Origin of the sequence: Nostocoides sp. (genome assembly GCF_035343835.1) — a bacterium.
Taxonomy (GTDB): Bacteria; Actinomycetota; Actinomycetes; order Actinomycetales; family Dermatophilaceae; genus Nostocoides_A; species Nostocoides_A vanveenii.
This window is the reverse complement of the sequence record NZ_DAOQZV010000061.1, coordinates 1-15,085: the sequence shown is the minus strand read 5'-3', so window position 1 is coordinate 15,085 and position 15,085 is coordinate 1. Positions and strand designations below refer to the sequence as shown.

The window sequence follows — 15,085 nt, the reverse complement described above, 5'->3', positions numbered from 1 at the left end:
GACGGCGCCGGCGCCGTGGTGCTGGAGGCTTCCGACCAGCCGGGCATCCTGGCCCGGGCGCTCGACGCGCTACTGGGCGTGCGACTCTAGCGATCCGTGCGCCCGGCCGCCCCGCCCGCCGGCTGCCTGACCGCGTTCGCTCAGCCTTCGGTGCCGCCCTGGCCGCGAAGGTAGCGCTCGAACTCGCGGGCAATGGCGTCGCCGCTGGCCTCGGGCAACTCGGCGGTGTCCTGGGCCTTCTCCAGAGCTTCGACGTATTCGGCGACCTCGTCATCCGACTCGGCGAGAGCGTTGACGCCCTTCTCCCAGGCCTGGGCCTGCTCCGTCAGGTCCTCGGCGTCGATCGGCCGATCGATCAGCTTGCTCAAGGTGTCCAGCAGGGCGAGGGTCGCCTTGGGCGACGGCGGGTGACCGGCGTAGTGCGGCACCGCGGCCCAGCAGGAGATGGACGTGATCCCGGACTGGGTGGCCGCATCGGCGAGCACACCGACGATGCCGGTGGGGCCCTCATACGTGCTCGGTTCGAGGTCGAAACGGTGGATCGTGGCGTCGTCCTCCGACGTTGCCGTGACCGGGATCGGGCGCGAGTGGGCGACATCGGCCATCAGCGCCCCAAGGGTGATGAAGGTTGTCACGCCGGCGCTCTGCGCGAACTCCATCAACTCCACGGTGAAGCCCCGCCACTTGAAGCTGGGCTCGATCCCGCTGACGAGGATCACGCTGCGATCGAGGCCGGGGCGGCGCGCGTGCAGGATGCGGGTGGTGCGCCACTGGATGCGGCGGCGCCCATTGTCGATGACGGCCCGCGGACGGTTGACCTGGAAGTCGTAGTAGTCCTCGGGGTCGAGGGCCGCAACGGGGTGCGCGTCCCAGAGCCCCGAGAGGTGCTCGATCGCGTCCGTAGCGGCCTCACCGGCGTCGTTCCAGCCCTCGAAGGCAAGGATCATCACCGTGTCCCGCAACTCCGGGAGGTCGTCGAGCTCGATCACTCGCTTCTCCTTGCCGACCTTGAGGTCATCTCCACTTCTGGGCATAGGCAGGCTATCGCGCCGACCCGAAATAGCATGGGCATTCGCCACCACATCGACAGGGACTCCACACGTGACCGACCGATCGACACCTCCGCTGCCCGCGGCCGTGCTCTGGGACATGGACGGGACCCTCGTCGACACCGAGCCCTACTGGATCGCCGCTGAGTACGCGATCGTCGCCGAATACGGCGGGCAATGGAGCGACGAACTCGCCCACCAGATCGTCGGCAACCCGCTGCTGGTGTCGGCGGAGTTCATCCTGGCCAACTCCCCGGTGTCGATGTCGCGGGATGAACTCGTCGAGGCTCTGCTCGAGCGGGTGGTCGCCCGGGTGACCGAATGCGTCCCGTGGCGGCCGGGTGCCCGGGAGTTGCTCGACGATCTGCGCGCGCATGGCGTCCCCTGCGCCCTGGTGACGATGTCGTGGGCGTCGCTGGCGCGCGCCGTGACCGACTCCCTGCCCGAAGGGTCCTTTGCCGTCGTCGTGACCGGTGATCGGGTCACCCACGGAAAGCCGCACCCCGAGCCGTATCTTGCGGCCACCGCCGCCTTGGACGTCCCGCCCGAGCGGTGCGTCGCGATCGAAGACTCCGCGACCGGCGTGCGCTCGGCCGTCGCCGCCGGCGTGCCGACCATCGCGGTGCCCAATGTCGTCAAGGTCCCCAACATCCCCGGCGCCGTCCGCCTGCCGTCCTTGGCCGGCCTGGGCGCGCGCGACCTCACCCCCCTCTTCCCCTAACGTCGAGTGGCCGGTTCAGCCCCGTCGAGTGGCCGGTTCAGCCCCGTCGAGTGGCCGGTACCGACCACTCGAGTGGCCGGGACCGACCACTCGACGAAGCGTGGAACTGGTTAGTCCTCGGGGTGGTAGCCGAGGTTGGCGCCGAGCCAGCGCTCGGCGGTCCGCAGGTCCCAGCCCTTGCGTTCGGCATAGGCCTCGACTTGGTCGCGCGCGAGCCGGCCGACGACGAAATACTGCGCGCTCGGGTGGGCGAAATAGAGCCCGCTGACGGCCGCGCCGGGCCACATCGCCATCGACTCGGTCAACTCGATGCCGGTCTCCGCCTGGACGTCGAGCAAGTCCCAGATCGCTTGCTTCTCGGTGTGATCCGGGCAGGCCGGATAGCCGGGGGCCGGGCGGATGCCGCGGTAGCTCTCGGCGATCAGGGCGTCGTTGTCGAGCGTCTCGTCTGTGGCATAGCCCCAGAGTTCGGTGCGCACCCGCTGGTGCAGCCGCTCGGCGAACGCCTCGGCCAGGCGGTCGGCAAGGGACTCCAGCAGGATGGCGTTGTAGTCGTCGTGCTCGGCCCTGAACGCAAGAACCCGCTCGGTCGTCCCGAGGCCAGCGGTTACCGCAAAGGCTCCGACGTGGTCCGGCTCGCCGAACTCCTCGGGCGCGATGAAGTCGGCGAGCGACCGGTTAGGAATTCCCTGGCGATGCTGTCCCTGCTGACGCAGGTGATGGAGCACCAGCCGAACCTCGCTGCGGGACTCGTCGGTGTAGACGACCGTGTCGTCACCGACGCGCGCCGCCGGGAAGATGCCGGCAATGCCCTTGGCGCGCAACCACTTTTCCGCCACGATCCGGTCGAGCATCTGCTGCGCGTCGTCGTAGAGCTTACGCGCCGCCTCCGCCGTGACCGGGTTGTTGAGGATGTCCGGGAACCGCCCACGCAGCTCCCAGGCCGCGAAGAAGGGCGTCCAGTCGATGTATTCGCGCAGGTCCGCGAGGTCGTAGTCGATGAAGCGGTGAATGCCCGGCTGCTTCGGCTGGGTCACGGTCTGCGACGTGAACTCGATCGCGGGCGCGGCGGCCCGGGCATCGGCATACGTCAGGAGGGGGCGGTCATTGGACTTGGCCGCGTGGCGGACGCGGATGGCGTCATACTCGCCCGCGAGCGTCTCCAGCAGGGCCGGCCGATTCTCGTCCGAAAGCAGCTGCGAGACAACGGGAACCGACCTTGAGGCGTCCTTCACCCAGACGACTGGACCGTGATAGCGCTGGTCGATCTTGACGGCCGTGTGTGCCTTGGACGTGGTGGCCCCGCCGATGAGCAGCGGGATGTCGAAGCCCTGCCGCTCCATCTCCGCCGCGACATTGACCATCTCGTCGAGCGAGGGCGTGATCAGGCCGGACAGGCCGATGGCATCCGCCCCGATCTCGCGGGCGGTGTCCAGGATCTTCTGCGCGGGGACCATCACGCCGAGGTCGATGACGTCGTAGTTGTTGCACTGGAGCACAACGCCGACGATGTTCTTGCCGATGTCATGGACATCGCCCTTGACGGTCGCGGTGACCAAGGTGCCCTTGGCGCGGCTGGCCTCGCCCGGCTGCTTCTCGGCCTCGATGAAGGGAATGAGATAGGCGACCGCCTTCTTCATCACGCGGGCCGACTTGACCACCTGCGGGAGGAACATCTTTCCGGCGCCGAAAAGATCGCCGACGACGCCCATCCCGTCCATCAGCGGACCCTCGATAACCTCCAGCGGGCGGCCGCCTCCGGCGGACAGGGCGGCCCGCATCTCCTCGGTGTCGTCCTCGATGAAGTCGTCGATGCCCTTGACGAGCGCGTGCGTGATGCGTTCGCGCATCGGCAGGGTGCGCCACTCAGGAGCAGAGGAGTCCTCCTGCGCGGCAGCGACATTGAAGCGCTCGGCGATCTCCAGCAGTCGGTCGGTCGCATCCGCGCGCCGGTTGAGGACGACGTCCTCGATCCGCTCGCGCAGCTCGTTATCGATCTGGTCGTAGACGACGAGCGCGCCGGCGTTGACGATGCCCATGTCCATGCCCGCCGCGATCGCGTGGTAGAGGAAGACCGCGTGAATGGCCTCGCGCACGGGGTTGTTGCCACGGAAGGAGAAGGAGACATTGGAGACGCCGCCCGAGATCAGGGCGTGCGGCAGATTCTCCTTGATCCACCGGGTCGCCTCGATGTAGTCGATGCCGTAGGTCGCATGCTCCTCGATCCCGGTGGCCACGGCGAAAATGTTGGGATCGATGACGATGTCCTCGGCCGGGAAGCCGACCTCCTTGGTGAGCAGGTCGTAGGCCCGGCGGGTGATCTCTGTGCGCCGCTGGAAGTTGTCGGCTTGCCCGTCCTCGTCGAAAGCCATCACGACGATGGCCGCGCCATACTTGCGGCACAGCCGCGCCTGCTCGATGAAGGCGGCCTCGCCCTCCTTCATCGAGATCGAGTTGACGATCGGCTTGCCCTGCACGCACTTTAGGCCGGCTTCGATGACCTCCCACTTGGATGAGTCGATCATCACCGGCACGACCGAGATGTCCGGCTCGGAGGCGATCAGTTTCAGGAAACGGTCCATCGCCGCGACCCCGTCGATCATGCCCTCGTCCATATTGACGTCGATGATCTGGGCGCCCGCCTCGACCTGCTGGCGCGCCACCGAGAGCGCGGCGGCATAGTCGCCGGCCTGGATCAGCTTGCGGAAGCGCGCCGACCCGGTGATATTCGTCCGCTCACCGACGTTGACGAAGAGGCTGTCCTCGGTGATCGTCAGCGGCTCCAGCCCTGACAGACGCATCGCCGGCGCGATTTCCGGTATGCCGCGTGGCTGAATCCCCGAGACCGCCGCGGCGATCGCGGCGATGTGCTCGGGCGTCGTCCCGCAGCAGCCGCCGACCAGGTTGACCAGGCCGCTGCTGGCGAACTCTGCCACGGCAGAAGAGGTTTCGGCGGCCGTCTCGTCGTATTCGCCGAACGCATTGGGCAGCCCCGCATTGGGATAGCACGAGATGAAGGTGTCGGCGACGCGCGCCAACTCCGCGATGTGCGGTCGCATCTGCGCGGCCCCGAGGGCGCAGTTGAAGCCGACCGCGATCGGCCGGGCGTGCCGGATCGAGTGCCAGAAGGCCTCGGCGACCTGCCCGGAGAGGGTGCGGCCGGAGGCGTCGGTGATCGTCCCGGAGACGATGACCGGCCAGCGCCGGCCCTCGTCCTCAAAGAGCGACTCGAGCGCGAAGATCGCGGCCTTGGCGTTGAGGGTGTCGAAGATCGTCTCGACGGCCAGGATGTCGGCACCGCCGTCGATCAGGCCCTGCGCCTGCTCCCGATAGGCCGCGACGAGCTCGTCATAGCTGACATTGCGCGCGCCCGGGTCGCTGACATCGGGGGAGATGGAGGCCGTCTTGTTGGTCGGGCCCAGGGATCCGACGACATACCTCGGGATGCTCGGATCGGCTGTGAGCGCCTCGTCCACGGCTGCCCGCGCGAGCTGCGCGGAGGCGACGTTGAACTCGCGGGCGAGTTGCTGCATACCGTAATCGGCGAGGGAAATCTGTTGCGCGTTAAAGGTATTGGTGCTGATGAGGTTTGCGCCTGCGGCGAGATAGGCGCGGTGGATATCGGCGATCATCTGTGGCTGAGTGAGCGAGAGCAGGTCGTTGTTGCCGATCAGATCGCTCGGCCAGTCGGCGAAGCGCTCACCCCGATAGTCGGCCTCGCTGGGCCGGTGCCGCTGGATCATCGTGCCCATCGCGCCGTCGAGGATGAGTAGGCGCTCGCGCAGGAGGGCAGCCAGATCGGCGGTGGCATCAGGGCGGAGGGACACGCCCGAAGTATCCCCCACCCGCCAACCGACCAACGAACTTATCGCCGCCCCGGCGGGTAGGTTCTGGGCGTGAGCAGTCAACCCGAGAGCGAGCGATCACCGGGATTGAAGGTGGCCACCATCGGCTCGGTGCCGGTCTACATCGGCCGGAGCTGGGGGATCCTGGCGGTGATCATCCTGGTGCTGCTGGGTCCGCAGTTGCAGGAGGCCAACCCGGACCTGGGCTTTCGCGCCTATCTGATCGCCGCGGCATACGCCCTGATGTTGCTGGTCGCCGTGTTCGTGCACGAGGGCGCGCATGCACTGGGGGCGCGGTCGTTCGGGTATCCGGTGCACCGGGTGGTCGCGGACTTGTGGGGCGGGCATACGGCACTGGACGTTTCGCGCGCGACGCCCGGGCCGAGCGCCGTGGTGGCCGTTGTCGGACCGCTCTCGAATCTCGTGCTCGCGGCCCTGGGCCAGGGCGTCGCGGCCCTGCTGGAACCGGGGATCCCGCACGGGCTGGCAAGCATCTTTGCCCTGCTCAACTTCCTGCTCGCGCTTTTCAATCTCTTGCCGGGGCTACCGCTGGACGGCGGGCAGCTGGTCGAGGCGCTGGTCTGGAAGGTCACCGGAAACCGGCACCGAGGGCGGGTCGTCGCGGGTTATGCCGGGCTGGTCGTGACGCTCGGCGTGCTCTTTTGGTTCGTCGGGCGGCCGTTGCTGGCGGGTGAGAAGCCGTCCTTCGGATCGATCGGGTGGTCGCTGCTGATCTGCATGTTTCTGTGGCAGGGGGCTCAGAACGCGATCCGCTCGGGCAAAGTCGCCGGCATTATCGCGGGCGTGCGGGTGGTCGATCTTCTGCAGCCCGTCGTCCCCGTGCCGGCCGGCGCGAGCTTGGCCGATCTGCCCTCCGGCCTGCCTCCCGTCGTCGTCGACACCTCCGGTATGCCGATCGGCCTGGTCGACGCGGACGCGCTGGCCGCGGTCCCCGGGGCCGCGATCGGGCAGACGCCCGTGCTGAGCGTGACCCGACCGATGCCGCAGGACTGGGTCGTCGACGTCGACCCGAACGGCCCGATCACGCCGGTCCTCGCCCCACTCAGCCGGCAACCGGCCGGGCTCGTCGCAATCCGCTGGGACGGCCGCGTGCTCGGCGTGGTCAGCGTGGCCGCCGTCAATGCCGCCGCGTCCGCTCGCGCCCCCCGTCCCTAACGTCTGCTAGCACAGGTTAGGGCACCTCCAGCACGGTAGACCCTGCTCGACGTCACCCATCCTGTGCTGAGTCGGGCCCGGCGCGGGAGGGGCACTACAGTTGCCGCCCGTGACGGCGATCGATGCGGACCTGCGGCGCGGGCCTTTCCAGGTGGGCGACCGCGTGCAACTGACCGACCCCAAAGGCCGGATGCACACCATCACCCTCGAGGCCGGCAAGGAGTTCCACACCCACCGCGGGTTCCTGCGCCACAACGACCTGATCGGCGCCCCCGACGGATCGACCATCACCAACACCTCGGGGACGCAGTACCTGGCGATCCGCCCACTGCTCGCCGACTATGTGATGTCGATGCCCCGTGGCGCGGCCGTCGTCTATCCCAAGGACGCCGGTCAGATCGTCACGATGGGTGACATCTTCCCCGGCGCGGTTGTCGTCGAGGCCGGGGTCGGCTCGGGCGCGTTGTCGATGTCCCTGCTCCGCGCGGTGGGGGAGTCCGGGCGGGTGCTGTCCTTCGAGCGCCGGGCCGATTTCGCGACCATCGCCCAGGCCAACGCCCGCGCCTTCTTCGGCGCCGACCACCCGGCGTGGACGGTCACCGTCGGCGATCTCGTCGAGTCGCTGCCGTCAGTCGTTGGGCCGGCGAGCGTCGATCGTGTCGTCCTCGACATGCTCGCGCCCTGGGAGTGCCTCGGCGTCGTCGGGGAGGCGCTGCTGCCTGGCGGGGTGCTCATCTGCTACGTCGCGACCGCCACCCAACTCTCCCGGGTCGCCGAGGCGATGCGCGACCACGGCGGGTTCACCGAACCGCACGCCTGGGAATCCATCGTCCGCGACTGGCATCTCGAGGGCCTGGCCGTCCGGCCCCAACACCGGATGCACGGCCATACCGGCTTCCTGATCACCAGCCGCCGGCTCGCCCCCGGCGTCACCCCGCCCCTGCGCAAGCGGCGCCCCGGCAAGGGCTATGTCACCGACCTCGACGGCGAGGCCGAGTGGGACGCCGAGGACATCGGCGAGCGTGTCCCCAGCGACAAGCGGGTGCGCAAAGTCGCACGTTCGATGGGCGAAACCTCCCGGCATCTGCCCTGATCGCGAGTTAGGGTCGAGCTGACCGCGCCTCCCATTCCGGGGGCGACGGCTTGGCTTTCAAGGAGGTCGACGTGGCCGAGGACTCGTCCATCGAGATGCGTCGCCTGCAATCGCAGCTGGCGACCATGTCCGCCCAGAACGACCGTCTTGTGCGCACGCTGAAGGACGCACGCGAACAACTCGTCACCCTCAAGTCCGAGGTCGACCGGCTCGCGGCACCGCCCGCGGCATACGGGATCGTGTTGGAGATCCACGACGACGGGACCGCCGACGTGCTGACCGGCGGGCGCAAGATGCAGGTCGCCGTGAGCCCGACCATCGAGCGCGCGGAGCTGCGCCAGGGCCGCGAGGTGCGCCTGAACGAGGCCCTCAATATCGTGGCCACCTGCGGGTATGAACGTGTGGGTGAGGTTGTGCTGGTCAAGGAGCTCATCGAACCCGACCGGGTCCTCGTCGTGGCCCATGCCGACGAGGAGCGCGTATGCCGGTTGGCCGACTCCGTTCCCCAGGGCAGCATTCGCGTCGGTGACGCCCTGCTCCTAGAGCCGCGCTCCGGCTTCGTCTTCGAGCGGATCGAGAAGGCCGAGGTGGCCGACTTGGTGCTCGAGGAAGTCCCCGACATCTCCTATGAGGACATCGGCGGGCTGCGCGGGCAGATCGAGGCGATCCGTGACTCGGTGGAACTGCCCTACCTGCACCCCGAGCTCTATCTCGAGCACCACCTCAAGGCGCCCAAGGGGGTGCTCCTCTACGGCCCGCCGGGATGCGGCAAGACGATGATCGCCAAGGCCGTCGCGGCATCGCTGGCGCGCAAGGTGGCCGAGAAGGAGGGCAAGCCGCTGGCGAAGTCCTACTTCCTCAACATCAAGGGCCCGGAGCTGCTCAACAAGTATGTCGGCGAGACCGAGCGGCATATCCGGCTGATCTTCCACCGCGCCCGCGAGAAGTCGAATGAGGGCACGCCTGTCGTGGTCTTCTTCGATGAGATGGACTCGCTTTTCCGCACCCGCGGGTCGGGTGTCTCCAGCGACGTGGAGACGACGATCGTGCCGCAATTGTTGGCCGAGATCGACGGCGTCGAGGGCTTGGAGCACGTCATCGTCATCGGTGCCACCAACCGCGAGGACATGATCGACCCGGCGATCCTGCGACCGGGACGGCTCGATGTGAAGATCAAGATCGAACGCCCCGATGCCGAGGCCTCCCGCGACATTTTCCGCAAATACTTGACGGCCGATCTGCCGCTGCACGCCGACGACCTAGCCGAGCACGGCGGCTCCCCGGAGGAGACGGTCGAGGCGATGATCGAGGCCACGGTGGCGCGGATGTACTCCGAGCAGGAGGAGAATCGCTTCCTCGAGGTCACCTATGCCGGGGGCGACAAGGAGATCCTCTACTTCAAGGATTTCAACTCCGGCGCGATGATCCAGAACGTCGTCGACCGGGCCAAGAAGATCGCGATCAAGGAGTTGCTCACCACCGGGCAGCGGGGCATTCGCGTCGAGCATCTGCTGGCCAGTTGCGTCGATGAGTTCAAGGAGAACGAAGACCTGCCCAATACGACCAACCCGGACGACTGGGCGCGGATCTCGGGCAAGAAGGGCGAGCGGATCATCTATGTCCGCACCCTGGTCTCGACCAAGTCCGGCACCGAGCCGGGGCGCACGATCGAGTCGGTCGGCAACACCGGGCAGTATCTCTGAGCAGCGCGCGGGCACGCTCGACCCTGGTCAAGGCGTGTCGGCGCGCTGCTGAGTCGGCCGCTGGGGATCGGGTCCGTAGGGCGGGCCGGCCCCGCTGTCCCGGTTTGGCGACTTCCCCACCGCCGCAACCTCACCTGCCGGTCACGCGTCTGGCGCGCTCAAGGGAAGTCGCCGCCGAAGCCATCAGGAGAAGCCATGCTCATCCGTATGCCGTCCCGTCGCTGCGCGCTAGCCGTGGCCCCCGCGCTCGCGGTCACCGCGCTCGTGGGTGTGGCAGGCGAAGGAAGCGCGGCCGGCCTACCGCCCTCCGAGGTGCGGGACTCCTTCCGTTTGCCGGGCACCCTGCTCGTCGCGCGCGACGGTGACCTCTGGTCGGTGCGCGCCGACGGGACCGGTTGGCGCCGGCTGGCCGCCAAGGTCACCACCGCCGCTTGGTCTCCGGACCGGATGCGCATCGCCTACTCCAGCTACACCTCGGGCGACCCGGACATCTGGGTGATGACCGCCGCGGGCGGGGCCAAGCAACGGATCACGAGCGGGCCGGCATACGACGAGGACCCGACGTGGTCGCCGGATGGGAAGCGGCTGGCATACTCCTCGTGCGCGGCCGACTTCCGCGGATGCAGCGTGGCCACGGTCCGGTCGACCGCGCCCTTTGGTAAGGCGACGTGGATCTTGACCGGCACAGCACACCCGAGCGCGGGTGCGTGCAAGGGTTCGGCGAGCGATGCCTATCTCAATCCGAGCTGGCACCCTCGCCTGAATCGCCTGGCGCTGCAACATGCTTGCCGGTATGCCGATGCTCCGTCGAAGGTGCTACCCCTCCTCGTCAACGCGAGCACCGGCGCGGTCGTCTCCCGCGTGGCCGGCCGCCTGGCCAACCCGGACTGGTCGGCCGACGGTCGCCGGCTGGTGTGGGTGGACGCCCGCGACGTCGAGGGGGCGACGTCGGTCATTCGTACCAGCCCAACAGGGGCCAGCCCGGTGCGGATCACCCCGTGGGCTGGCCCCGGCGACTTCCCGAACTCTGCCGACACGCCCGTGTGGTCGCCGGACGGGCGCTGGGTCGCCTACGCGAAGGCATTCTCGGACGCTTGGGTGACCAATGCCGCTGGCACCTCGCGCCGCCTGCTCTTCACGAACGCGCGGCCGCTGGACTGGCGCTGGTGACCGAGGTCGCGCTCTCGGCCCCCGAACGCCCGCACCATCAGGTGCCGGACAGCACCAGGATCAGATTGTCGCTGTAACGGTCGACGTAGAAGCCTTGAGTCCATTGCATGGTGATCGTGACCAGGGCAGTCCGAGCGGTCTTGGGCACCGCACCCGCCTTGGTGGCGGGGAGAAACTTTGTCGTGTTGCCGCGATCGGCCGCCTTGAAGCCGCCGATCGATCCGGACATTCCGACGCTCGCGCCAGTGGCGCTCTTGAAGGTGACACTGAGCTCGGCGTTGTCATCCTGATCGCTGAAACCGCCGAACCACCCGGACAGGGTGTACTTGACCGAGCCCTTGCTGATGGCCGTCGCGTAGGCAGCCAAGGAAATCGTCTGGCTGGCCGTGACGACCGGCCGCGTGCCTAAAGGACCCCCGGCGAAGAAGTTTTCCCTCGAGATGGCGGGCCCGGGGTTGTCGACGTCGGGAACAGGCCCACACCATATTCGACGGGGGTGAAACCACTCTGAGGTCCCTTGGTCCACTTCGGTGCGGCGACCGGATTCCCGTCAGCGCTGCCCGCCGAGGACTCGCCACCGGGATTTTCGATGAGGTTCGGGGTCGTCATCGCCGAGCGATGACGGACGAGGGGCTGGGGGGTGTGCACGGCATACCGGCTGGCGCCCCGCGCCCTCTCGGCTGGATTACCCGAGTTAGTCGTCGTCCTCGGGTGGCGACTGCGCGCCCGCATGCTCGTCGCGCTCGGCCCAATCCAGCAACGGTGCAACGTCGTAGGGCGTGGTGTCGATGGCGGCGTGCAGGTCGCCCAGTTCGGCGAAGCGCGCGGGCATGGTCGCGATCGTGAAGTCGTCGGGCTCGGCGGTAGCGATCTCGCCCCAGGTCAGAGGGGCCGAGACGGTGCCGCGCGGGTTGCCGCGCACGGAGTAGGCGGCGGCAATCGTATGGTCGCGCGCGTTCTGGTTGTAGTCGACAAAGACGGCCGCCGGGTCGCGGTCCTTGCGCCACCAGGTCGTCGTCACTTCGTCCGGGAGCCTGCGCTCGACCTCGCGCGCGAAGGCGAGAGCCGCGCGGCGCACGTCGCCAAACCCGTGCTCGGGCACGACGCGGACGTAGATGTGCAGGCCACGGCCACCGGAGGTCTTGGGATAGCCGACAGCGCCGAGCTCGTCGAGGACCTCGTGGCTGACTTCGGCGGCGCGGCGGACGCGCGCGAAGGGAGCGTCGGGCATCGGGTCGAGGTCGATGCGCCACTCGTCCGGCTTCTCGGTGTCGGCCCGCCGGCTGTTCCACGGGTGGAACTCGACCGTCGACATCTGGACCGCCCAGATCACATCCGCGGCCTTGGTCACGCATAACTCGTCGGCGTGCAGCCCGTAACGCGGGAAGTGCAACCGCACCGTCTCGACCCAGGGCGGCGCGCCGCGGGGCAGGCGCTTCTGGTGGACCTTGGGCCCGTCGACGCCGTCGGGGAAGCGGTGCAACATACACGGCCGCTCGCGCAGGGCGTTGACGATGCCGGGCGCGACGGACTCGTAGTAGCGCGCGAGGTCGAGCTTGGTCTCGCCGCGCTCGGCGAAGTAGACACGATCGGGGCTGGAGAGCTTGACGTCGTAGCCGTCCACGTCGAGTACGACCGGCTCCCCGAACTCACCCTTGCGCGCCGCCATACGCCAACCGTATGCCGTGTGGCCCCCGCCCCCGCCCCCGCGCCCGGCGCGGCTCCCGGCGCCATCAGCACGACTCGGGCCGCCTTTCCTTGGGGGGCCGGGTTATACCAAGGCCCGCCAACGAAAGTCAGGCCCGAGTTCGGTGGTCACGTCCTCGCTGCGCTCGGACCGGCAAAAATCAGCGGTCTCCCGGAGGTCATGGTCAAGGCTGCCGAATGGACTGCGGCCGCGTGCTGCTGCTCAGGTGTCAGGGCGGCCCAAATCCCCGCGGGAATCCAGACACCAGCGCGCACGCGTCGCCACTGATCCGGTTGCCTGGCCGGCTCCACCCCGACCACACGAAAATGCGGCCCCAGTCGGTGCGCTCTCAGGTGAAGAGCGTGGGCTGGGGTGGGGCGTGGGTGGGGTCGACGCCGTCGAAGAGGGAGGAGATCGACTCGCCCATGTGGATCCGTCCGATCGCTTCGGCAAAGAGCCCCGACACCGAGCGCACCTTCAACCCGGGCCATTCCACATCCGGCATGGGCACGGTGTCGGTGGTCACGACCTCGCTGATCATCGGGTGCGTCGAGAGCCGCTCCACGGCCCGCCCGGTGAACAACCCATGCGTGCAGGCGATCGCCGCCTCGGTGCAGCCGAAGTCCTTCAGCCGTTCGAGCAACTCGATGATCGACCCACCCGTGGCGATCTCATCATCGAGCACGATCGCGCGTTTGCCCGCGACGTCACCGACGATCATGTCGATGACCACCTTGTCGTCGGCCTTGCGCATCTTCGACCCCGCCGCGACCGGCAGGCCCAGGAGGCGCGCAAACTGGGTCGCCGTCTTGGCATTGCCGAGGTCGGGGGATACGACGACACAATTCTCGAGATTCCCGCCCCGGAAATGGTCGGCCAGCACCCCGATCGCCGTCAGGTGATCCACCGGCACCGAGAAGAAGCCGTGCACCTGCGGCGCGTGCAGCGCCATGGTCAGCACCCGGTGCGCGCCCGCGGTCGTGATCAGGTCCGCGACCAGGCGACCGCCCATGGAGATTCGGGAGGCGTCCTTCTTGTCCGATCGGGCATACGCATAGTGCGGTAGGACCGCGGTGATCTGCGCTGCCGACGCCCCCTTGGCCGCGTCGATCATCAGCAGGAGCTCCATCAAGGACTCCTGGGTCGGCGGCACGATCGGCTGGATGATGTAGACATCCCGCTGCCGGCAGTTCGCCCCGAGTTGCGCCTGCAGGCAGTCATTGCTGAAGCGCGAGGTCACGCTCGGCGACAAGGGCACCCCGAGCGCCGAGCAGATGCGTTGGGACAGGGCCCGGTGACTCGACCCGGAGAAGACCACGATGTCGCGCATACATTCCCTACGGCGCTGCGGACGGACTGGCGCCAGCCTAGCCGCCCACGCCTGCCCTCGCCGCCGAGAGTGCGGCTGTGAGGAAGCCCACCAACTCCCGCCGATGGGCTTCGCCGCCCCGATACGCGCCCGCTAGCGAGGCAAAGCCGTGCGGCGCACCCTGAAAGTTCGTGACCCGAACCGGTATGCCCGCGCTGGCGAGAGCCGCGGCATACCGCAGGCCGTCGTCACGGATCGGGTCCAGGTCCGCGGTCTGGATCAGCGCCGGCGGCAGGTTGTGCAGGTCGCCGAAGAGCGGCGAGACGATGGGATCGCGCGGGTCGACGCCGCTCCCGTCCAGATAGTGCCCGAGGAAGGCGTGGATGCCGGCGCGGGTCAGGATGGGCGCCGACGCGTGCTCGTCGATCGACGGCGAGGCGAGCGTGCAGTCCACTGCCGGATAGATCAACGCTTGAGCCCGTATGCCGTCCGCCCCCGCATCGCGGAAGGCCTGCGTCACGACGGCGGCAAGATTCCCACCCGCCGAATCGCCCGACACCGCAACCCGGCTCGCGTCCACGGCGTACTGCTCGGCGCGCGCCAGCAGCCACCTCGTAGCGTCGATGCAGTCGTCCGCCGCGGCGGGCGCCTTGTGCTCAGGAGCGAGGCGGTAGTCGACCGACACCACGAAGGCGCCGACGCCGGCCGCGAGGTCGGCACAGAGTGGGTCGTAGTTGAGGACATTGCCCTGCACCCAGCCGCCCCCGTGGTAGAAGAAGATGACCGGCGCGCCGGGTCCGCTGCGTCCGGATCGATACAGCCGCAACGGGATTCGCGTCCCGCCTCGCCCGTCGGCAACCGCGGTGGTGATGGTGACGCTCGGGTCGATGGCGCCCAGCACACGCTGCGCGAGCCGGCCGCGCGGATGGACCGCGGCACGATTGGCCGCGATGCCGTCGAGATCGAGATCCTGGATCGGCTTACGACCCGCCGCATCGACGAGCGTGACGACGGTGGTCAGCCAGGGGGCCATTCCGGGATAGGGGCGGAGCATGACGCATCCTTGCAGACCTGCGGCCCCGCAAATACTGCGGTCCCGCATAATCTGCGGGACAATGGGGCCATGATCGAAGACCAGAAGCCCGGCATCGAGGCCATCAAGGCCGCACTCGACGTGGCCGGAGCGATGACCCCGGTGGTTGCCCTGCCGCACTTGCGCGCGGCGGCCGACCTGCTGGCCCGGCTCATCGACGACGCGTTAGCGGCGGCCGTGCTCGACGAAGGCGCCAGCCTGCGGGGAGCCGGGGCCGCCGCGGGGCTGACCGAGAACGC

11 protein-coding genes and 1 pseudogene are annotated in these 15,085 nt (G+C 68.5%); 6 read left to right on the top strand and 6 right to left on the bottom strand.

The window, feature by feature from the left end; translation table 11 throughout:
* Positions 1-140 precede the first annotated feature (140 nt).
* Positions 141-989 (bottom strand): PAC2 family protein, encoded by an 849-nt coding sequence (locus PKH97_RS06415; protein WP_324386575.1) that lies wholly within the window; start codon positions 987-989, stop codon positions 141-143.
* A 112-nt stretch (positions 990-1,101) separates the two neighbouring features.
* Between PKH97_RS06415 and PKH97_RS06410 the strand changes: the two genes are divergently transcribed.
* Complete coding sequence (locus PKH97_RS06410; RefSeq protein WP_324386574.1) at positions 1,102-1,770, top strand: HAD family phosphatase; 669 nt, start codon at positions 1,102-1,104, stop codon at positions 1,768-1,770.
* 110 nt (positions 1,771-1,880) lie between these two features.
* Here PKH97_RS06410 and metH read toward each other — a convergent pair whose 3' ends face one another.
* The gene (gene metH, locus PKH97_RS06405) at positions 1,881-5,522 is read right to left on the bottom strand and encodes a methionine synthase (protein ID WP_324386577.1); all 3,642 of its coding nucleotides are present in this window, start codon (positions 5,520-5,522) and stop codon (positions 1,881-1,883) included.
* Positions 5,523-5,666: 144 nt separating this feature from the next.
* Between metH and PKH97_RS06400 the strand changes: the two genes are divergently transcribed.
* The 4 genes from PKH97_RS06400 (at position 5,667) to PKH97_RS06385 (ending at position 10,757) form a co-directional block, all read left to right on the top strand.
* Positions 5,667-6,791: a site-2 protease family protein gene (locus tag PKH97_RS06400; RefSeq protein ID WP_324386573.1), complete on the top strand. Its 1,125-nt coding sequence runs from the start codon at positions 5,667-5,669 to the stop codon at positions 6,789-6,791.
* A gap of 109 nt (positions 6,792-6,900) precedes the next feature.
* Positions 6,901-7,884 carry a tRNA (adenine-N1)-methyltransferase gene (locus tag PKH97_RS06395; protein WP_324386572.1) on the top strand — a complete coding sequence of 328 codons (984 nt, stop codon included), beginning with the start codon at positions 6,901-6,903 and terminating at the stop codon, positions 7,882-7,884.
* A gap of 95 nt (positions 7,885-7,979) precedes the next feature.
* Positions 7,980-9,587 (top strand): proteasome ATPase, encoded by a 1,608-nt coding sequence (gene arc, locus PKH97_RS06390; RefSeq protein WP_324386576.1) that lies wholly within the window; start codon positions 7,980-7,982, stop codon positions 9,585-9,587.
* A gap of 207 nt (positions 9,588-9,794) precedes the next feature.
* On the top strand, positions 9,795-10,757 hold the full coding sequence (locus tag PKH97_RS06385) for a hypothetical protein (protein WP_324386571.1): 963 nt from the start codon (positions 9,795-9,797) through the stop codon (positions 10,755-10,757).
* Between the two features lie 37 nt (positions 10,758-10,794).
* Here the strand turns inward: PKH97_RS06385 and PKH97_RS06380 are convergent, their stop codons facing one another.
* The 4 genes from PKH97_RS06380 to PKH97_RS06365 form a co-directional block, all read right to left on the bottom strand.
* Entirely contained in the window at positions 10,795-11,124 is a 330-nt protein-coding gene (locus PKH97_RS06380; protein WP_324386570.1) for a hypothetical protein, read from the bottom strand.
* A 327-nt stretch (positions 11,125-11,451) separates the two neighbouring features.
* Entirely contained in the window at positions 11,452-12,426 is a 975-nt protein-coding gene (gene ligD, locus PKH97_RS06375; RefSeq protein ID WP_324386569.1) for a non-homologous end-joining DNA ligase, read from the bottom strand.
* A 367-nt stretch (positions 12,427-12,793) separates the two neighbouring features.
* Entirely contained in the window at positions 12,794-13,774 is a 981-nt protein-coding gene (locus tag PKH97_RS06370) for a ribose-phosphate diphosphokinase (RefSeq protein ID WP_324386568.1), read from the bottom strand.
* Positions 13,775-13,811: 37 nt separating this feature from the next.
* Positions 13,812-14,807 carry an alpha/beta hydrolase gene (locus PKH97_RS06365; protein ID WP_324386567.1) on the bottom strand — a complete coding sequence of 332 codons (996 nt, stop codon included), beginning with the start codon at positions 14,805-14,807 and terminating at the stop codon, positions 13,812-13,814.
* A gap of 69 nt (positions 14,808-14,876) precedes the next feature.
* Between PKH97_RS06365 and PKH97_RS06360 the strand changes: the two are divergent.
* Positions 14,877-15,085: pseudogene (locus tag PKH97_RS06360) on the top strand (hypothetical protein); the annotation flags it as partial.